This window comes from Qipengyuania oceanensis, from assembly GCF_009827535.1.
GTDB classification, from domain to species: domain Bacteria; phylum Pseudomonadota; class Alphaproteobacteria; order Sphingomonadales; family Sphingomonadaceae; genus Qipengyuania_C; species Qipengyuania_C oceanensis.
This window is the reverse complement of the sequence record NZ_WTYN01000004.1, coordinates 93,113-107,583: the sequence shown is the minus strand read 5'-3', so window position 1 is coordinate 107,583 and position 14,471 is coordinate 93,113. Positions and strand designations below refer to the sequence as shown.

Genomic DNA, 14,471 nt, shown 5'->3' with positions numbered 1-14,471 from the left:
ATTCAGCAGCTCCTTTCAAGCCGTAAATAGCCGGTTCTCTAACTCTCAAAATGGACCACTTTCTTGGGGGAAGGTCACCAAGGTGCGTTCGATTGCGTAGGGGTGCCATTTTCGTTTACGAGTGTGGATGCCATCGCCCGAAAACCATGCGCGGTCATTTCATGGCTGGCGTAGCTCATCCGCCGCAGGCCAGCGTTGACAGTATTTTCATAGGACGGGAGAGATCGCGAATGGATGGGAAGACGTACCCATCGGGACCGGTGATCAATTGCAGAGTTTCCAGCAGCGCCAATGACTGTCGCGAGAGGGGGACCTGGTGAGACTTACGCATCTTCATTTTCTTTGCCGGGATGGTCCAAACGGCGCCGCCAGCCTAGCGCGAACTCAGCTCAGCCAAAGATTTCACATACATCGCATTATCATTCCGACGCTCGAAATTTCGGCGCGGAGAACCGCCATTATGTAAAGGTGGTGATTGCGGGGAAAACCCTTTGCAACCCTGCCTTTCGGCCAACGAGCTAGATCTGCTAAGGCATCCAAATGGCCGACTTCGCGCATTACTCGGTGACCTCACCAGCAATAGTCGCACGTTTCGCGGCCAGGCGTGGCCGTCCCAGTGACGAGATGCTGCTGAAAGCGTTCGATCAGATCTGTCCTTCACCGCTTTCACAGATTGAAACGGAGGCAGTCAGGCGCGTGCTTGTCCGCAAGCGTGGCCGGCCGCCTGGCAAATTGCCATCGCGCACGCAGCTGACGCGCGCAGTGCTGCAGATTAACCAGCCAGGTATCCCGCGAGGCTTCCTTGAAGCTTTGGCACATCGGCTGGGATCGATAGAAGGGCGAAGCGAGTTTGAGGCTCAAATTGGCATGCACAACACAATCATGCGGCAACATCGCGACAATTTGATTGTTGGCCTTCACCGTGAACTCTACGCGCTTCAGGACGGAAACAGATCGGTGACCCACCCTGTCATCGGTCAGATCGAGGTTCCCCAAATGGAACAAGGTCGCAGTCGGCGCGCTCTGAAAATGACTAGCGATCTTCTGACCAAGTGGGAGTTTGATCCGCCCTCGCTTGGCCAGATGCGCAATATTGTATCGCGAAGGCGGAAATTAAATCAGGGTCGAAGACCTGCACCCTGAGCAGGGAATTTTGCTCTAGCTGGTTTGTTCCCTCGAATTTGAAGGAGCAGACCAATGAAACTACCCAACCACCCGCAGATCGAGATCGCGCCGATCTCGTTGCCCAAGCGCAATCCCAATGGCACCATCGTTTTCACCGACAAGTTGGTCGAACTGCGCGCGCAGATGATCCGGCGCCACGGTTTTATCCCGCCGATCCTCGTATCCGACGACTACACCATCGTAGCGGGCGAAGACTGGTATCTTGCTGCACTCAAGCTCAACAAGGCGGAAGTCCCGGTCTTGCGCGAAAGCTTTGCCAGCGATGAGCTGCGCCGCGCCTATTCGCTCGCCGATGCCAAGATCTCCTCGCTCACCGAGTTCGACCAGGATGCGCTCAGCGTCGAACTGGAGTTCTTCTTCGAAGCCGGGTTCGACATTACCGAGCTGGGCTTTTCAACCGCCGACCTCGACTTTTCGGTTGTCGAGGAGGTTGAACCCGACAAGGCTGGCAAAGCCGAAGAAGTCGAGCTGCCCGATCCTGATCAAATCGCTGTCACGCGCCCACGCGATCTATGGCTCATTGGTCCGCACAAGGCCTATTGCGGCGATGCACGCGATAGTGCGAGCTGGGACACACTGCTCGCCAGCGAACGGGCTGACATCGTTTTTGGAGACGCTCCCTACAACGTGCCCATTAATGGCCACGTCTCAGGCACCGGCCGCCACCGTGAGTTCGCATTTGCGAGCGGTGAGATGTCTCCGGCCGAGTTCACCCACTTCCTGCGCTCGGTGTTCAAGAACTGCGTTCGGTTCTCACGCTCGGGCTCGATCCATTATCAATGCATTGACTGGCGCCACATCCGCGAGATCCTCGATGCCGCCGATGGTGTCTACGGTGAGTTCAAGCAACTCCTCGTGTGGGACAAGGGTACGGGAGGGATGGGAACATTCTATCGCAGCCGGCACGAGCTCGTATTGGCGTTCAAGTCGGGCAAGGCCAAGCACGTCAACAACTTCGGGCTGGGCGAGACCGGGCGATACCGCACGAATGTTATTGAATATCCTGGTTGCAACACGTTTCGCAAAGGCCGTGAGGCAGATCTGGCCGCGCATTCGACCGTCAAGCCGACCGCAATGGTGGTCGACTTCCTGCTCGATTGTTCGAACCGCGGCGACCTGGTGGTCGATCCCTTCCTTGGCTCGGGCACCACGCTGATCGCCGCGCACAAGGCCAAGCGCAGGGGCGCCGGCATGGAAATCGATCCGCTCTATGTCGATACCGCCTTGAAGCGGCTCCAGGGCGTGACCGGCATCGAACCTGTTCTCGCAGGTGATGGCCGCACCTTCTCCGAGATCGCCGCCGAGCGACTCTCCGAGCGCGAGGAGGACTGATCCATGGCAAATACAGGCAAGAATAGCGGCTCAGGCGGCCCGGGCGGCGGCGACTACGAGGTTGGCTATGGCAAGCCGCCCAAGCACTCTCGCTGGGCCAAGGGCCAATCGGGCAACCCGAAAGGCCGCAAGAAGGGCTCGCGCGGCCTCAAGCAGGATCTCGACCAGGCCTTGAAAGAACGCATCACGATCAACGTCAATGGCAAGCACCGCAAGGACACTACTCAGGCCCATGCGATGCTCACTTTGGCTTTGCGCGCAGCGAGCGGCGATATGCGCGCTAATAGGCAGCTAACGGATCTCGTATTGGCGATCTTCGGCCCCGGTGATCGCGGCGCCGGTGAGGAGAAGCTCTCCCCGCTCGACAAGCAACTGCTCGATCGCTGGCTCGAACGGCAGGGTTCTGGCGGGCCGGATATCTCGAGTGAGACATCAAGCGAGGATACCGCGCCAAAGCAGCTGGAAGACCTCGACGATAGCGGGGGAGACAAGTAATGGCGCAGCTTCCTACACCCGAAGATCCGCCAGCGTTCCTCAAGGAACTCCAGCGCCACGACTTTCTCGCCTTTCTCGATCGCGCCTGGCTGCACATACGCGGCGGCCAGCTCCTATCCCCCAACTGGCACATTGCGGCGATCGGCTATCAACTCCACCGCGTTGCCGCAGGGGATACGCGAAGGTTGATGGTCAACCTGCCGCCAAGGAACGGCAAGTCGATCATTATCTCGATCGCATGGATCGCCTGGATGCTCGGGCGCGACCCCACGCTTAATTTTGTCTGCGTCAGCTATTCAAACGAGCTTTCGGGCAAACTGGCGCGCGACTGTCTCTCGCTGATACAATCGGCCTGGTACCGCGAACTCTTTCCCGGGACCGTCATATCGCAGAGGCGCTCAGCTTCTTATGACTTTGAGACCACGCGTGGCGGCGGTCGCCTTTCGACCTCGGTCCAGGGCACGCTGACGGGGCGCGGCGGGGATATCCTCGTGCTCGACGATCTCATCAAGCCCGAGGATGCCAATTCAGAGGTCGTGCGCGAAGCGGTCAACGAATGGTATCGCTCGACACTGGTGTCGCGGCTCAACGACAAGTCCTCAGGCGCGATCATCTGCGTCATGCAGCGGCTCCATCAATACGATATCTGTGGCATGTTGTTGGAGACAGGTGGATGGGATCATCTCTCATTACCCGCGATAGCGCCCGAGGATGCACGGCTCCCTCTGCTTGGCGGAAAGCTGCACACACGCAAGCCCGGCGATATTCTTCACCCAGAACGCGAGTCGCTTGCCACGCTTGAGGACCAGCGCGCCCAGATGGGTTCATCCGCCTTTGCCGCGCAGTATCTCCAGGATCCGATCCCTGCCGAAGGCAATGTGTTCAAGCACGACTGGCTCAGGACCTCTCCGCCAGATCTCGAACCATACGGCTTTGGCGAGATCATCCAGTCCTGGGATACCGCCAAGAAGACCGGGCAGCGCAACGACTATTCGGTCTGCATCACTGTACTGCTGCGCCAAAAAGAGATCCACATCATCGATGTCTGGCGCGGTCGGCGCGAATTTCCGGACCTCAGGCGCAAGCTGGTCGAGCTTGCGCGCTTGCACATGGCGAGAACGCTGCTCGTCGAAGACAAGGGTTCAGGAGAAGAAATGATCCAGACCTTGCGCTCCGAGCACAACCAAGGCGTACCCCTGCCCATTCCTCGCACGCCCACGCTCGACAAGTTCGCCCGCGCACAAGGCGTAAGCTCAATGGTCGAGGCAGGTCAGCTCTTCCTGCCGGCCGAAGCGCATTGGCTGGCCGAGTTCAAATCCGAACTCCTCGGTTTTCCCAATGCCCGACACGACGACCAGGTCGACGCCTTCACCCAGCTCCTGGACTATGTTCGCCGCAGATGGTCGATGCAAACAGCAGCGCCCGCCGGCGGTACCGTTTTCGCGCTGGAAGCGGACGGCAGCGTCAAGGCCTATGGCGAGGATGCCGAGATCTTCAACGAACACGGGATCGATGCCTTTGACGGCGACCCATGGAGCGGGCTTTATTGACGAGCTATCCGGGGGCACCCGCGGCTAGAAACGGATATGGAAGGCAGGGTACATCGCTTTGGCCTTCGCCAGGATATCGCGGATGCCGAGTTCCTGCCACTCGCCTCGCGCCGTGTTGACGAATGCGAAGCGGTGGTGCTCGCCGAGCGTCTGCGCGGTGAGCAGTTCGGCAGCCGTGATGTTGAAGAAATATCCGGCCAGATCCGCGCCAATCTTCGCTTGATTGGTCGACTTGATCTCGATCAGGGTGACGCCATCGGCATGGGCTGTGATGTCAGACGAATCGTCGAGATCGACCTCGCCATCGAGCCGCACCGCTTCGAACGCACTTGCGACCAGCGCGATGCCGCGTTCGGCAAAGCTGATCATCAATGCCCGGCGCTGCGACGAAGTGGGAATGCGTACTCTCGGATCGGCGCGGCAGAGCCACTCCCTTGCCGAACCCTCGGTCGCAAACAGTGCAGCAGAACGGTTTGGCGACACGTGTGTCTCGTCGACTGTTTTGCTTCCTGGAGTCATGTCGCGAGCGGCCATCACGCCTACTCGCTCGTTTTTGCTCTGTAGCGCTCGACCGCGAGCAGCAGACCGGCTGCCTCGGCAGGCGCCATATCATCGGTCCAGTCCTGCCCGTTCCTCGCTTTGAAGCGAAAGCGCCAGGGCTTGACCGGTCGTTCCGCAGCTCTGGTAGCCAGTTCCTCGAGCAAGACTCCTGAAATCTCAATGGCGACATGCTCGACATAGATGCATCCGCCATATTGGCAGTCGACGTCGCGCCTAATCACTTTCAGGGGTGCGCTCACCGGCCCCTCGCTACCCACATAGGTCGCGCTGGTGAAAGTGCGCCACTCGCCGGTGTAGGTCAGGCTCGCATAGAGTTGGTAGAGCGCAGCACCACTGCGCTTGTTTACGAGCGCGCGCAAAAACGTGTCGGTGCGAACGGGGTCTTTGAAGGCGCCCTTGAAGCGGTGCCCCTTTTGAGTGTCGATTGTGGCAACGACCTCAAGCTCGTCATCATGCGCTTCCGCGGTGCGCGCGAAATGCTCAGGTGTGAGCCTCGCGAATTGCTCGGCGCGTTTCGCCTGCTGCTTGTCGGTCCAGCCCGTGACCGCCTGCGCCGAGGCAGGAACCGTTCCCGCATTGAGCGCAATGCCAAGCAGGCATGTGCATGCTACCAATCTCGAAGTGATCCGGCTTCGCATCTCTCGTCGCTCCTATGTCCTCTCGGGGCGACGGCCGAAGCCGGGTGTTAGAAACCTGTCCGTAGAGCAGGCGCATACGCCTTTACCGTTGCCGGCTGGACATGCGCGCATGCCACCCGGCCGATAAACGGCCGAGCGATCTGCGGAAGGAGTTTCTACGCCCCGCTCCCCGGCTTTCACGGGGAGCGCAGCCAACTTGCTCAAATGGACCAGGAAGACAAGTGCGAACTTGTCAGCATTGCCCGATCAGTTAAGTCATTGTGATTGAAAGGGGCCGGCTTCGCAGCAACCTACAGGCCTTGAGAGGAGGACTTGAGCCGATGGTAAGATATGCCAGCCTTGCAATCGCCCTAACCGCAGTTTCGGCTAGTCCTGCAAACGCTCGGGAATACCTGACCGAAGTAGTCAGTGAAGTGTATCAGACCGCAGGATCACCAGCCGAGATCGCCGCGCGCGCGCAAACCTGCATTGCGCAGCATCTTGCGCCAGGCACCGTCAACGCGCCTCTTATCATCACCAGCGATATCGAAGGCGGAATGATCGTGGCGCGGAGTGCCATTACCTATGGCAGCTTACCCAAGTGGCAGATCCGCAGCCGGTTCACCTTCGAAGCACGAGAAGGAAGGTTCCGCATAAGCCAAACCAACCTTGAGAGGTTCAATGAGTATGCCGGCGGCTGGGCTCCTATTGGCAAGTGGACTGGCTCCCAATGGAAGAAGGCCGAACAAGCCTACATCGCCTCTGCAAATTCGGTTGCAGCATGCGTTCTCGCCGACAGGTCGAACAAGGATGACTGGTGATGGGCCGTTAACGGCCGGTTTGCTTTTGGAGTTCGAGTGCAGGAAGCGGACTTTCCGCAACCGCCCTTTTCGGTCATTCACTTGCAGGCGACTTCCATCTCCGGAGCCGGATGGCAGAATTCGCTACAATCGCCGCCTTCGCGCCATGCTTCGACGAGCCCCAGATCGGTGACGAATTGTTCAGGTTTGTTGATGTGGTGCGCTTCGGCCATGTTCGATCTCAAGAAGAGGCATCACATTCATGTCATTTTCGCTTTCATTTTAGGAATTTACGATCCGGCCCCTGACCGAATTATCTTGAGACAGATCCAGCGCAATATCGACGATCATGTCTTCCTGACCGCCCACCATCTTGCGCTTGCCCACTTCCGCCAGGATCGAACGGGTATCGATGCCATAGTCCTGCGCGGCCTTTTCGGCGTGACGCAGGAAGCTCGAATAGACCCCGGCATATCCCAGCGTTAGCGTTTCGCGATCCACCCGGACGGGGCGGTCCTGCAACGGGCGCACAAGGTCTTCGGCGGCATCCATCACGGCATAAAGGTCGCAGCCGTGGTTCCAACCGTATCGGTCGGCCGCGGCGATGAAGACTTCAAGCGGTGCGTTTCCCGCGCCTGCGCCCATGCCCGCAAGGCTGGCATCGACGCGCACCGCGCCATTCTGCACCGCGACGATGGAATTGGCGACGCCGAGCGACAGGTTGTGATGTGCATGAACGCCGCGCTGCGTTTCGGGCTTCAGCACGCGGTCATAGGCCTCCAGGCGCCCGGCATATTCGTCCATATTCATCGCGCCGCCGCTGTCAGTGACATAGACGCAATGCGCACCGTAGCTTTCCATCAGCAGCGCCTGCTGCGCGAGCGATTCCGGATCGGTCATATGGCTCATCATGAGGAAGCCCGAGACGTCCATGCCGAGATTGCGCGCCGCTTCGATATGCTGCTTGCTGACATCAGCTTCGGTGCAATGCGTGGCAATACGAACCGATTTGACGCCCATTTCGCAGGCGTGTTTCAAGTCGTGCACGGTGCCGATGCCAGGCAGCAGCAGCGTGGTGAGCACGGAATGCTCGAGCTCTTCTGCAACTGCCCCGATCCAGTCCCAGTCGGTGTAGGCGCCGAAGCCGTAGTTGAAGCTGGAGCCTTGTAACCCGTCGCCATGTGCCACCTCGATGGCATCGACCTTGGCCGCGTCGAGCGCCTTCGCGATCGCCTTGACGTGATCGATCCCGTACTGGTGCCGGATGGCGTGCATTCCGTCGCGAAGGGTGACATCTTGGATGTAGAGCTTGTCGGTAGCCGGATCGAAGCTCATGCTGCGCCTCCTTCATGCATGCGGGTGACGATCTTCTCAGCAGTCTTGAGCGCGGCCGAGGTCATGATGTCGAGATTGCCGGCATAAGCAGGCAGGTAGTGTGCCGCGCCTTCCACCTCGAGGAAGGTGCTGACCTTGAGGCCGGTGAATTCAGCATCCATTTCCGGGATGCGCAGCGGTCGGTTAGAACCGATATGCTCGAACTGTACCGCCTGCTTCAGGCGATAACCCGGGACATAGCTCTGCACTTCGGCAACCATGTCGTCAATCGACTGGCGGATAGCGTCCTGATCGGCGTCGTCGCAGAGGCAATACACGGTATCGCGCATGATCAGCGGCGGTTCGGCGGGATTGAGGATGATGATCGCCTTGCCGCGCGTCGCGCCGCCGACATCCATGATCGCCTGGCTGGTGGTTTCGGTGAACTCGTCGATGTTGGCGCGGGTGCCGGGGCCGGCGCTTTTGCTGGCGATGGAGGCGACGATCTCGCCGTAGTGCACCTTCGCGACACGATTGACCGCGGCAACGATCGGGATCGTCGCCTGCCCGCCGCAGGTGACCATGTTGACGTTGGCGGCGTCGAGGTTGCCATCGCCGTTCACCGGCGGGATCGTGTAGGGTCCGATTGCGGCGGGGGTCAGATCGATCATGCGCTTGCCCGCCGCCAGCACTATCTCGCTGTTGCGCTTGTGCGCGCTGGCGCTGGTGGCGTCGAACACGATTTCGATGTCGTCCCACTCGGGCATCGCGACGAGCCCCTCGATTCCTTCATGCGTAGCAGCGGCCCCCATGCGCCTGGCGCGGGCGAGGCCATCGGATTCCGGATCGATACCGACCATCACGCACATTTCGAGAACTTCGGAAAGGCGTATGATCTTGATCATCAGATCGGTGCCGATGTTCCCCGATCCGATGATCGCGACCTTGGTCTTGCCGCTCATTTGGCGTGCCCATAGCTGAAACTGCATTCGCCGATCCCGCCGACCTTGGCGTGGACCTTATCTCCCGGGGACAGCGCGACCATCGGGCCAAGCGCACCAGCGAGCAGGATGTCGCCTGCCTTCAGCGGCTCTCCGCGTTCGGCGAGCGTGCGGGCTAGCCACGCAGCGGCGTTGAGCGGATTGCCAAGCGCTGCCTTGCCGATACCGGTAGAGGCTGTCTCGCCATTAACCTGCATGTCCATGGGCGCGCCTTCGAGATCGAGACCTTCGAGCGGGAGGCCTTCATCGGCGAGGACAAAAAAGGCGGAAGAACCGTTGTCTGCCACGGTATCGGCAAAGGTGATCTTCCAGTCTGCGATGCGGCTGTCGACAATCTCGATTGCGGCGTGCACAGTGGCGACTGCATCAGCGACGTCTTCCGCTGAGGTCTCCGCAGAGGGCAAGTCAGCGCCAAGCACGAAGGCGATCTCCGCTTCGGCCTTGGGCTGCAGGCACTTCGCCGGATCGAGATCGCCGCCGTCGGCCACCCTCATTGTGTCGAACAGAACTCCGAAATCGGGCTGGTCGACGCCGAGCTGCTTCTGCACCGCTTCGGCTGTCAGTCCGGCCTTGCGTCCGACGATGCAACGGCCCTGCGCTTCCCAGTAGCGCGTATTGATCTCTTGCACGCCATAGGCACCAGCAGCATCAGTGGGTTCGAGAAAAGCGCGTAAAGGGGGAATGGGTGTTCCCGCGTAGGCCGCGCGCAACATTCTTGCAGCCTCTTCCAAATCGTTTGGAATCACAATTCACCTCGCAGGAATTGCGTGTGCAATTGATTGAATTGCGCATGGTCTTCGAATTGCGGCCAATGTCCGCATTCGTTCATGACTACATAGCGACTATCAGGAATCATATCTGCGATTTGCTTTCCTTCATCAGGTGTCGCCGTCGGATCGTGCGAAGTCCAGATGACCAGCGTGGGAGCACTTATGGAGCGATATTGCTCCTCTGTGATCATGTTTGGTCGTCGAATTTCCATGTCCTGTAGGCACATGATCCTGTTCATGGTGTCGGCGAATCCGGGTTGAGCATAAATAGCGCGCCGCGTTTCGATCAGATCGTCTGACACCTTCGACTTGTCGAACATCAGAAACTCGAGGCGCGCACGAATTCGCTCCCAGCTAGGATCGGAAGCTGCTTCGCCCGATAGTTTCTTGAGCCGAGTCATGACTTCCGGGTGGGCTGTCCAGCCACCCGATGTGTTAAGCACCAGTCGCTCAACTGATTTCGGATGATGAACGGCAAGATAGGTCGCGACCCAACCGCCAAGGGACTCTCCTGAAATCGAGGCCTTCTCATGCCCGAGAGCCTTGAGAACGCCGAGAACGTGCTCAGCGTAATCCTTGACCTGATAGTCAATAGCCGGCTTGTCGGTCCATCCATGACCGAGCATGTCGATGGCGACAAACCAGAATTCCGCTCCATGAGCGCCAAAATTGCGGGAATATGCTTCAGCATGTCCACCGACCCCATGGAGCGCCAAGACCAGCGGCTTGGAACGATCGCCGGACTCAATCAGACGTGTCCGAATTCCATCGACATCGATAAATCTCTGCGCAAACTCTACGCCGCGAAGATCCGCCCACACGCTAGCAAAATTCATTGGCTTTTCATCAGACATATTCATTGATCCCACATCATCATCTTTACCAGCGGTTCGCGGAGTAATTCCTATGCGAACAGGTGCGGCCCGAAGTTTGGCGCAAACTGATGCTGCCGCGATTGGCTTATTGCCCCTTTCTCGATGCCCAGAATTCGTCCAAGTGCCGAAGCCAAAAGGTTCTCGGCCTCGCACGCATCAGAGGGAGCGGATTGATGGCGCCACGCGACTACCCCGTCCGGCCGCACCAGAGCGCCAGACTCTTCGATTTCGCGTAATTCCTGCCAATCGCAGTAGAGGTCGCGCGCGCCAGCGCTATCGATCATCACCGATTTCAAATAAGGGAAGTCCAAAGCATTGACCGCTTCGCTCCAGCATTGCCCGCCTAGGCCGGTAACGAGAGTAAACATGCCCTTGCCGGTGATATCGAGCGTCGACACCTTTTGTCCGCCCTTATCGACCAACCATACATGGGGAATCTTCGCACCAGGTCGCGTCGTCGCCTGATGATAGAGAACCGGATCCTTTGAGAATTTCTCGGGCTTCAGGTCCTCATCAGCGATGACCGCTGTAGACTCGTATCTCTGATTTAATTCGACACCGAGAGCATTGAACTCAGTGTCCTTGAGTCTGATAGCGTCCAGCATCGCCGCTCGCGCAGCCTGGCCTTCGGGTCCAGGGTCTCTAAACCGCCGAATTCCCTCGGCAACTGGTTGGGATGCACCATCGACCCGCAGACACGCATGGAGGGGGGCGTACTCAGCACGTGAGAGATTGGCTCTTTCGACGATCTGCTTCCCTACCGGAGACCGTTCAACCGAATACGATTCCAGCAGTTCAAGGCCGGCAAAGCCGTGGATCACGTAGGCGAGCTTCCAAGCCAAGTTGTGTGCATCTTGGACGCACGTGTTGAGACCGAGTCCACTTGATGGAGGGTGCCTATGGACCGCGTCCCCACCACAGAACACACGTCCCACGGACCATTGCGGCACGTACGCCTGGTTCACGTACCAGAGGGAAGTCTCGATAATTTCCGGCTCAATATCCGGATCACCAATCATGGTTTTGATTTGCTGTTTGACGAATTCGGGCGACTGATTGGGCTCGCCTTTGCTTAGGTCGAAGCCCCAACCAGCAATCCAGCGGGTCCACGGATTGACGGCGCGGAGCAATCCCATTCCGATCTCCCCAAAGCTGGTGTTCGGATTGACGATCCAGTTCAGGATGCTCGGGCGATGTTCAACGTATTGCGCAAGATCTGCATCGAAGATTGTGTAAACGGTGCCTGCTCGAGCCAACTCACCCGTCACGCGCAATTCCAACTCGTCGACAATCTTGGACCTTGCCCCGTCGGCGCCGACAAGAAATCGTGCTCGAACTGAGTATTCTCTCCCGGAAAGCCTCTCGCGCAGAAAGACCGTCACTCCAGTGTCATCTTGGTCGTGGCGAAGATATTCGGTATTGAAGGTAAAGGTTGCGCCACGCTCCGACGCATTCTTGAGGAGTATCGGTTCGATTTTTGGTTGGATTAGGTCAACCAGACCACAAGGACTCGCGACCAAGTAATCGCTCTTCCGTTTGTCACCGGTACCCCAGCAACGCTGCCGCACCAGTTCCTCGCCAGCAAGGCTCGTGGCATAAGGAGTATCGCCCATAAATTCCCAGGGCGTTGCCTGTTCGTGCACCTGTTCCTCTATACCGAGATCACGATACACCTCCATGGCTCGCTGGTTTGTGATATGGGCGCGAGGAGTGTGAGCAAGCCAATTCCACAGGCTTACGATCTGCACACGTATGCCATAGGTCGCTAGCGCAAGCGCCGTTGTCGCACCGGTTGGGCCGCTCCCAACAACCAGTACATCTGTGTCAAACCTTTCGCTCATTGGGACCCCGGCTCGGAAATGTTGTGACCTGAAAGAATTGCCATCCCGGCAATCCAGCCCTGCGTGTCAGAATAATGGTACAGCTCGGTTTGGAGCGGGCCTTGCGCAGATGCAGCAGCCATCGCTGCCACCCAGCAGAGAGTTTCCGGTCCTCCGCGTCCAGCCTCTGCAACCACCTCTTTCATTGATAGGTCGTCAAACGACTGCAAATTCTGTCCCGCCAATTGAGACAAGAAGCGTTCGTCCCATTCTCGAGAGACAGGGAGGATGCCGGCATCGCCTTTTGCTGCCGCTTCGCCAATCTGGAGGATCCTAGCCTCCTTTGCTTGCCGCACCTCGATAGGAGGGTTGCGACCCGCAATCAGGCGCTCGCGGACCTCGCCATTTGCTTCATCTAATTGAGGCGTCGGTGGATCGTGGCTCAGCCCTCCTGAAGCGACGATCAGGACTCGATTGCCGAGATCCGCCGCAAATCTGCCGATTTCTTCGCCGAGCAATCGTGCTCGCTTGAATGTGGGCAATGGCGGCGCCGCGCAATTGACGAAAACTGGAACGACAGGGATTTGCGAAGCGCTGCCGACTGTATTTTCCCAGAATTGCACGAACCCGTGATCAACATTCATTCGATGGGAGACGGCGACATCGAAGCCCTTATTTACAAGGTGTTCAGCCATAGGTCCGGCGACTTGGCCTGGAACCCTCAGCGGCCCCGCTTTGGTTCCCCAGTCGCCAACCGAATGTGCCTCTAAGCCGATGCAGAACATCGGCATCAAATCATAGAAGAAACCATTGAAATGATCAGGTGCAAACTCGATCGCCAAATCGGGCGCAAAGTCCTCAATGAATGATCCGAGTTTGGAGAAGCCTTCAGCGACCGACTGACGAGTTTTATCGTCAGCCGGGCCATTTGGCATGAGGGGTGAATGAGATGCGCAAGCCAGAGCGAGCATGGCTCAAGCCTCCATCAGAAGGTGGGTGTTGGCTGGGACCTTCATGTCTAAAATTCGTAGCCAATGGTGATGTACACCCGCTCTCCAACTGTCCCTCCGTGAACTCGGTCTCCGACAGCCACGACCTCACCAGCCGAATCAAGGCCATAGATCGCTGGAAGAGGGAGGAGGGGCAGATAGGGAAACCATTCCGCATAGTGCGCCATGACGTTTTTCATGTTTGGAATTATGCCACATGCGTGCACGCGCACGAGAACGTCGCCCGGACCAGGTTCAGGACGCTCGATGTCCTCTATACGAAAACTTGTTCCCACGTCGTGGAGGCGAGCGGCCTTCATCAACATTCAATCTCTCCCATTTTTCGGCACACTAGCATGCTAGTATGATTTGGCAAGGGCTACTTTGAGCTTGGCCGCGTGATCAGGCCTTCATGCTCTCGAGTACGCTGGCAGAAACAGCGAAGATGTGCGCTTCAGCTGCCGCCCTTGCTGCCACTCCGTCCCCCCGATCAATGGCCTCAATGATGGCTTCATGTTCATCAACGGCCTCGCTCAAGTGCGGCTTGAAACTCGTCACCTGCGCTATGATGAAATCGGACATCGCAAAATTGACCGCCTGCCTCGCTCCAAGCAGTTCCGAATTGGCCATCTTATGCATCTCGCGGTGGAACTCGTGGTTGAGTGTTCGATAGTCTTCACCATTCCCATCAAAGAGTTCGTGCCTAATTTGCAGATTTATTGCCTTTAGGCGAGCGAGGCTCCGAGCGCTTCTGCGGATTGCTGCAAGTTCTGCAAAGAGACCCTCCAACCTTGCAAACATCAGATAGAAATCGCTAATATCAGTTTTTGAAGGCTGGATTACCTGACAACCAACTTGCGGAATGATCTTGACGAATCCGTCCGTGCTTAGCGCAGTGAGCGCAGCCATGATTGGTTGTCGGCTTGCATCGATTTCCTGCGCGAGTTCCTTGACCAGGATATTCTGTCCGAAGCGATATTCCTTTTTGACAAGCCGATCAATGATCGTATCGTAAACCTGATCCTTCTTGCTTTTACTCATCACCAAAGCCCCATTAACACTCTAGCATGCTAGGGTTGATTGCAGGTCATTTCAACGTGTGAGTTTTCCTCAGCCAATGGCTGAGGGCCAGCGGCCAGCTCACTCGTTGAACATCTTGGCC

Annotated in this window: 16 protein-coding genes; 5 read left to right on the top strand and 11 right to left on the bottom strand. The window is 58.0% G+C overall.

The genetic code is table 11. The annotated features are described in order from the left end of the window. Positions 1-540: 540 nt before the first annotated feature. From GRI48_RS13150 to terL, 4 genes are read left to right on the top strand one after another with little or no spacing between them, the layout of a single operon-like run. A complete protein-coding gene (locus GRI48_RS13150; RefSeq protein ID WP_160677176.1) occupies positions 541-1,143 on the top strand; it encodes a hypothetical protein in 603 nt (200 codons plus the stop codon). 54 nt (positions 1,144-1,197) lie between these two features. Further along, entirely contained in the window at positions 1,198-2,517 is a 1,320-nt protein-coding gene (locus GRI48_RS13145) for a DNA modification methylase (RefSeq protein WP_160677173.1), read from the top strand. A 3-nt stretch (positions 2,518-2,520) separates the two neighbouring features. Then, a complete protein-coding gene (locus tag GRI48_RS13140; RefSeq protein WP_160677170.1) occupies positions 2,521-3,012 on the top strand; it encodes a DUF5681 domain-containing protein in 492 nt (163 codons plus the stop codon). Further along, the gene (terL, locus tag GRI48_RS13135; RefSeq protein WP_160677167.1) at positions 3,012-4,562 is read left to right on the top strand and encodes a phage terminase large subunit; all 1,551 of its coding nucleotides are present in this window, start codon (positions 3,012-3,014) and stop codon (positions 4,560-4,562) included. The genes GRI48_RS13140 and terL overlap by 1 nt, the downstream gene beginning before the upstream one ends. Positions 4,563-4,586: 24 nt before the next feature. Here terL and GRI48_RS13130 read toward each other — a convergent pair whose 3' ends face one another. Together GRI48_RS13130 and GRI48_RS13125 are read right to left on the bottom strand one after the other, a co-directional pair. Beyond that, on the bottom strand, positions 4,587-5,096 hold the full coding sequence (locus tag GRI48_RS13130) for a hypothetical protein (protein ID WP_160677164.1): 510 nt from the start codon (positions 5,094-5,096) through the stop codon (positions 4,587-4,589). 5 nt (positions 5,097-5,101) lie between these two features. Further along, entirely contained in the window at positions 5,102-5,761 is a 660-nt protein-coding gene (locus GRI48_RS13125) for a hypothetical protein (RefSeq protein ID WP_160677161.1), read from the bottom strand. Between the two features lie 320 nt (positions 5,762-6,081). Here GRI48_RS13125 and GRI48_RS13120 point away from each other — a divergent pair, with 320 nt between their 5' ends. Continuing rightward, positions 6,082-6,561 carry a hypothetical protein gene (locus GRI48_RS13120; protein WP_160677158.1) on the top strand — a complete coding sequence of 160 codons (480 nt, stop codon included), beginning with the start codon at positions 6,082-6,084 and terminating at the stop codon, positions 6,559-6,561. 77 nt (positions 6,562-6,638) lie between these two features. Here GRI48_RS13120 and GRI48_RS14460 read toward each other — a convergent pair whose 3' ends face one another. The 9 genes from GRI48_RS14460 to GRI48_RS13080 all read right to left on the bottom strand — a co-directional run bounded on the left by GRI48_RS14460 (position 6,639) and on the right by GRI48_RS13080 (position 14,350). Further along, positions 6,639-6,773: a hypothetical protein gene (locus GRI48_RS14460; RefSeq protein WP_272916766.1), complete on the bottom strand. Its 135-nt coding sequence runs from the start codon at positions 6,771-6,773 to the stop codon at positions 6,639-6,641. A 49-nt stretch (positions 6,774-6,822) separates the two neighbouring features. After that, positions 6,823-7,875 (bottom strand): 4-hydroxy-2-oxovalerate aldolase, encoded by a 1,053-nt coding sequence (gene dmpG, locus GRI48_RS13115; protein ID WP_160677155.1) that lies wholly within the window; start codon positions 7,873-7,875, stop codon positions 6,823-6,825. Beyond that, a complete protein-coding gene (locus GRI48_RS13110; RefSeq protein WP_160677152.1) occupies positions 7,872-8,816 on the bottom strand; it encodes an acetaldehyde dehydrogenase (acetylating) in 945 nt (314 codons plus the stop codon). The genes dmpG and GRI48_RS13110 overlap by 4 nt, the downstream gene beginning before the upstream one ends. Next, on the bottom strand, positions 8,813-9,568 hold the full coding sequence (locus tag GRI48_RS13105) for a 2-keto-4-pentenoate hydratase (RefSeq protein ID WP_160677149.1): 756 nt from the start codon (positions 9,566-9,568) through the stop codon (positions 8,813-8,815). Before GRI48_RS13105 ends, GRI48_RS13110 begins: the two co-directional genes overlap by 4 nt. A 29-nt stretch (positions 9,569-9,597) precedes the next feature. Beyond that, on the bottom strand, positions 9,598-10,479 hold the full coding sequence (locus GRI48_RS13100) for an alpha/beta fold hydrolase (protein ID WP_160677146.1): 882 nt from the start codon (positions 10,477-10,479) through the stop codon (positions 9,598-9,600). 50 nt (positions 10,480-10,529) lie between these two features. Beyond that, positions 10,530-12,341, bottom strand: a complete 1,812-nt coding sequence (locus GRI48_RS13095) for an FAD-dependent monooxygenase (RefSeq protein WP_160677143.1) — start codon at positions 12,339-12,341, stop codon at positions 10,530-10,532. Continuing rightward, positions 12,338-13,291 (bottom strand): 3-carboxyethylcatechol 2,3-dioxygenase, encoded by a 954-nt coding sequence (locus tag GRI48_RS13090; RefSeq protein ID WP_160677140.1) that lies wholly within the window; start codon positions 13,289-13,291, stop codon positions 12,338-12,340. The genes GRI48_RS13095 and GRI48_RS13090 overlap by 4 nt, the downstream gene beginning before the upstream one ends. 47 nt (positions 13,292-13,338) lie before the next feature. Next, complete coding sequence (locus tag GRI48_RS13085; protein WP_160677137.1) at positions 13,339-13,635, bottom strand: alcohol dehydrogenase catalytic domain-containing protein; 297 nt, start codon at positions 13,633-13,635, stop codon at positions 13,339-13,341. Positions 13,636-13,711: 76 nt separating this feature from the next. Beyond that, the gene (locus GRI48_RS13080; protein ID WP_160677134.1) at positions 13,712-14,350 is read right to left on the bottom strand and encodes a GntR family transcriptional regulator; all 639 of its coding nucleotides are present in this window, start codon (positions 14,348-14,350) and stop codon (positions 13,712-13,714) included. Positions 14,351-14,471 lie beyond the last annotated feature (121 nt).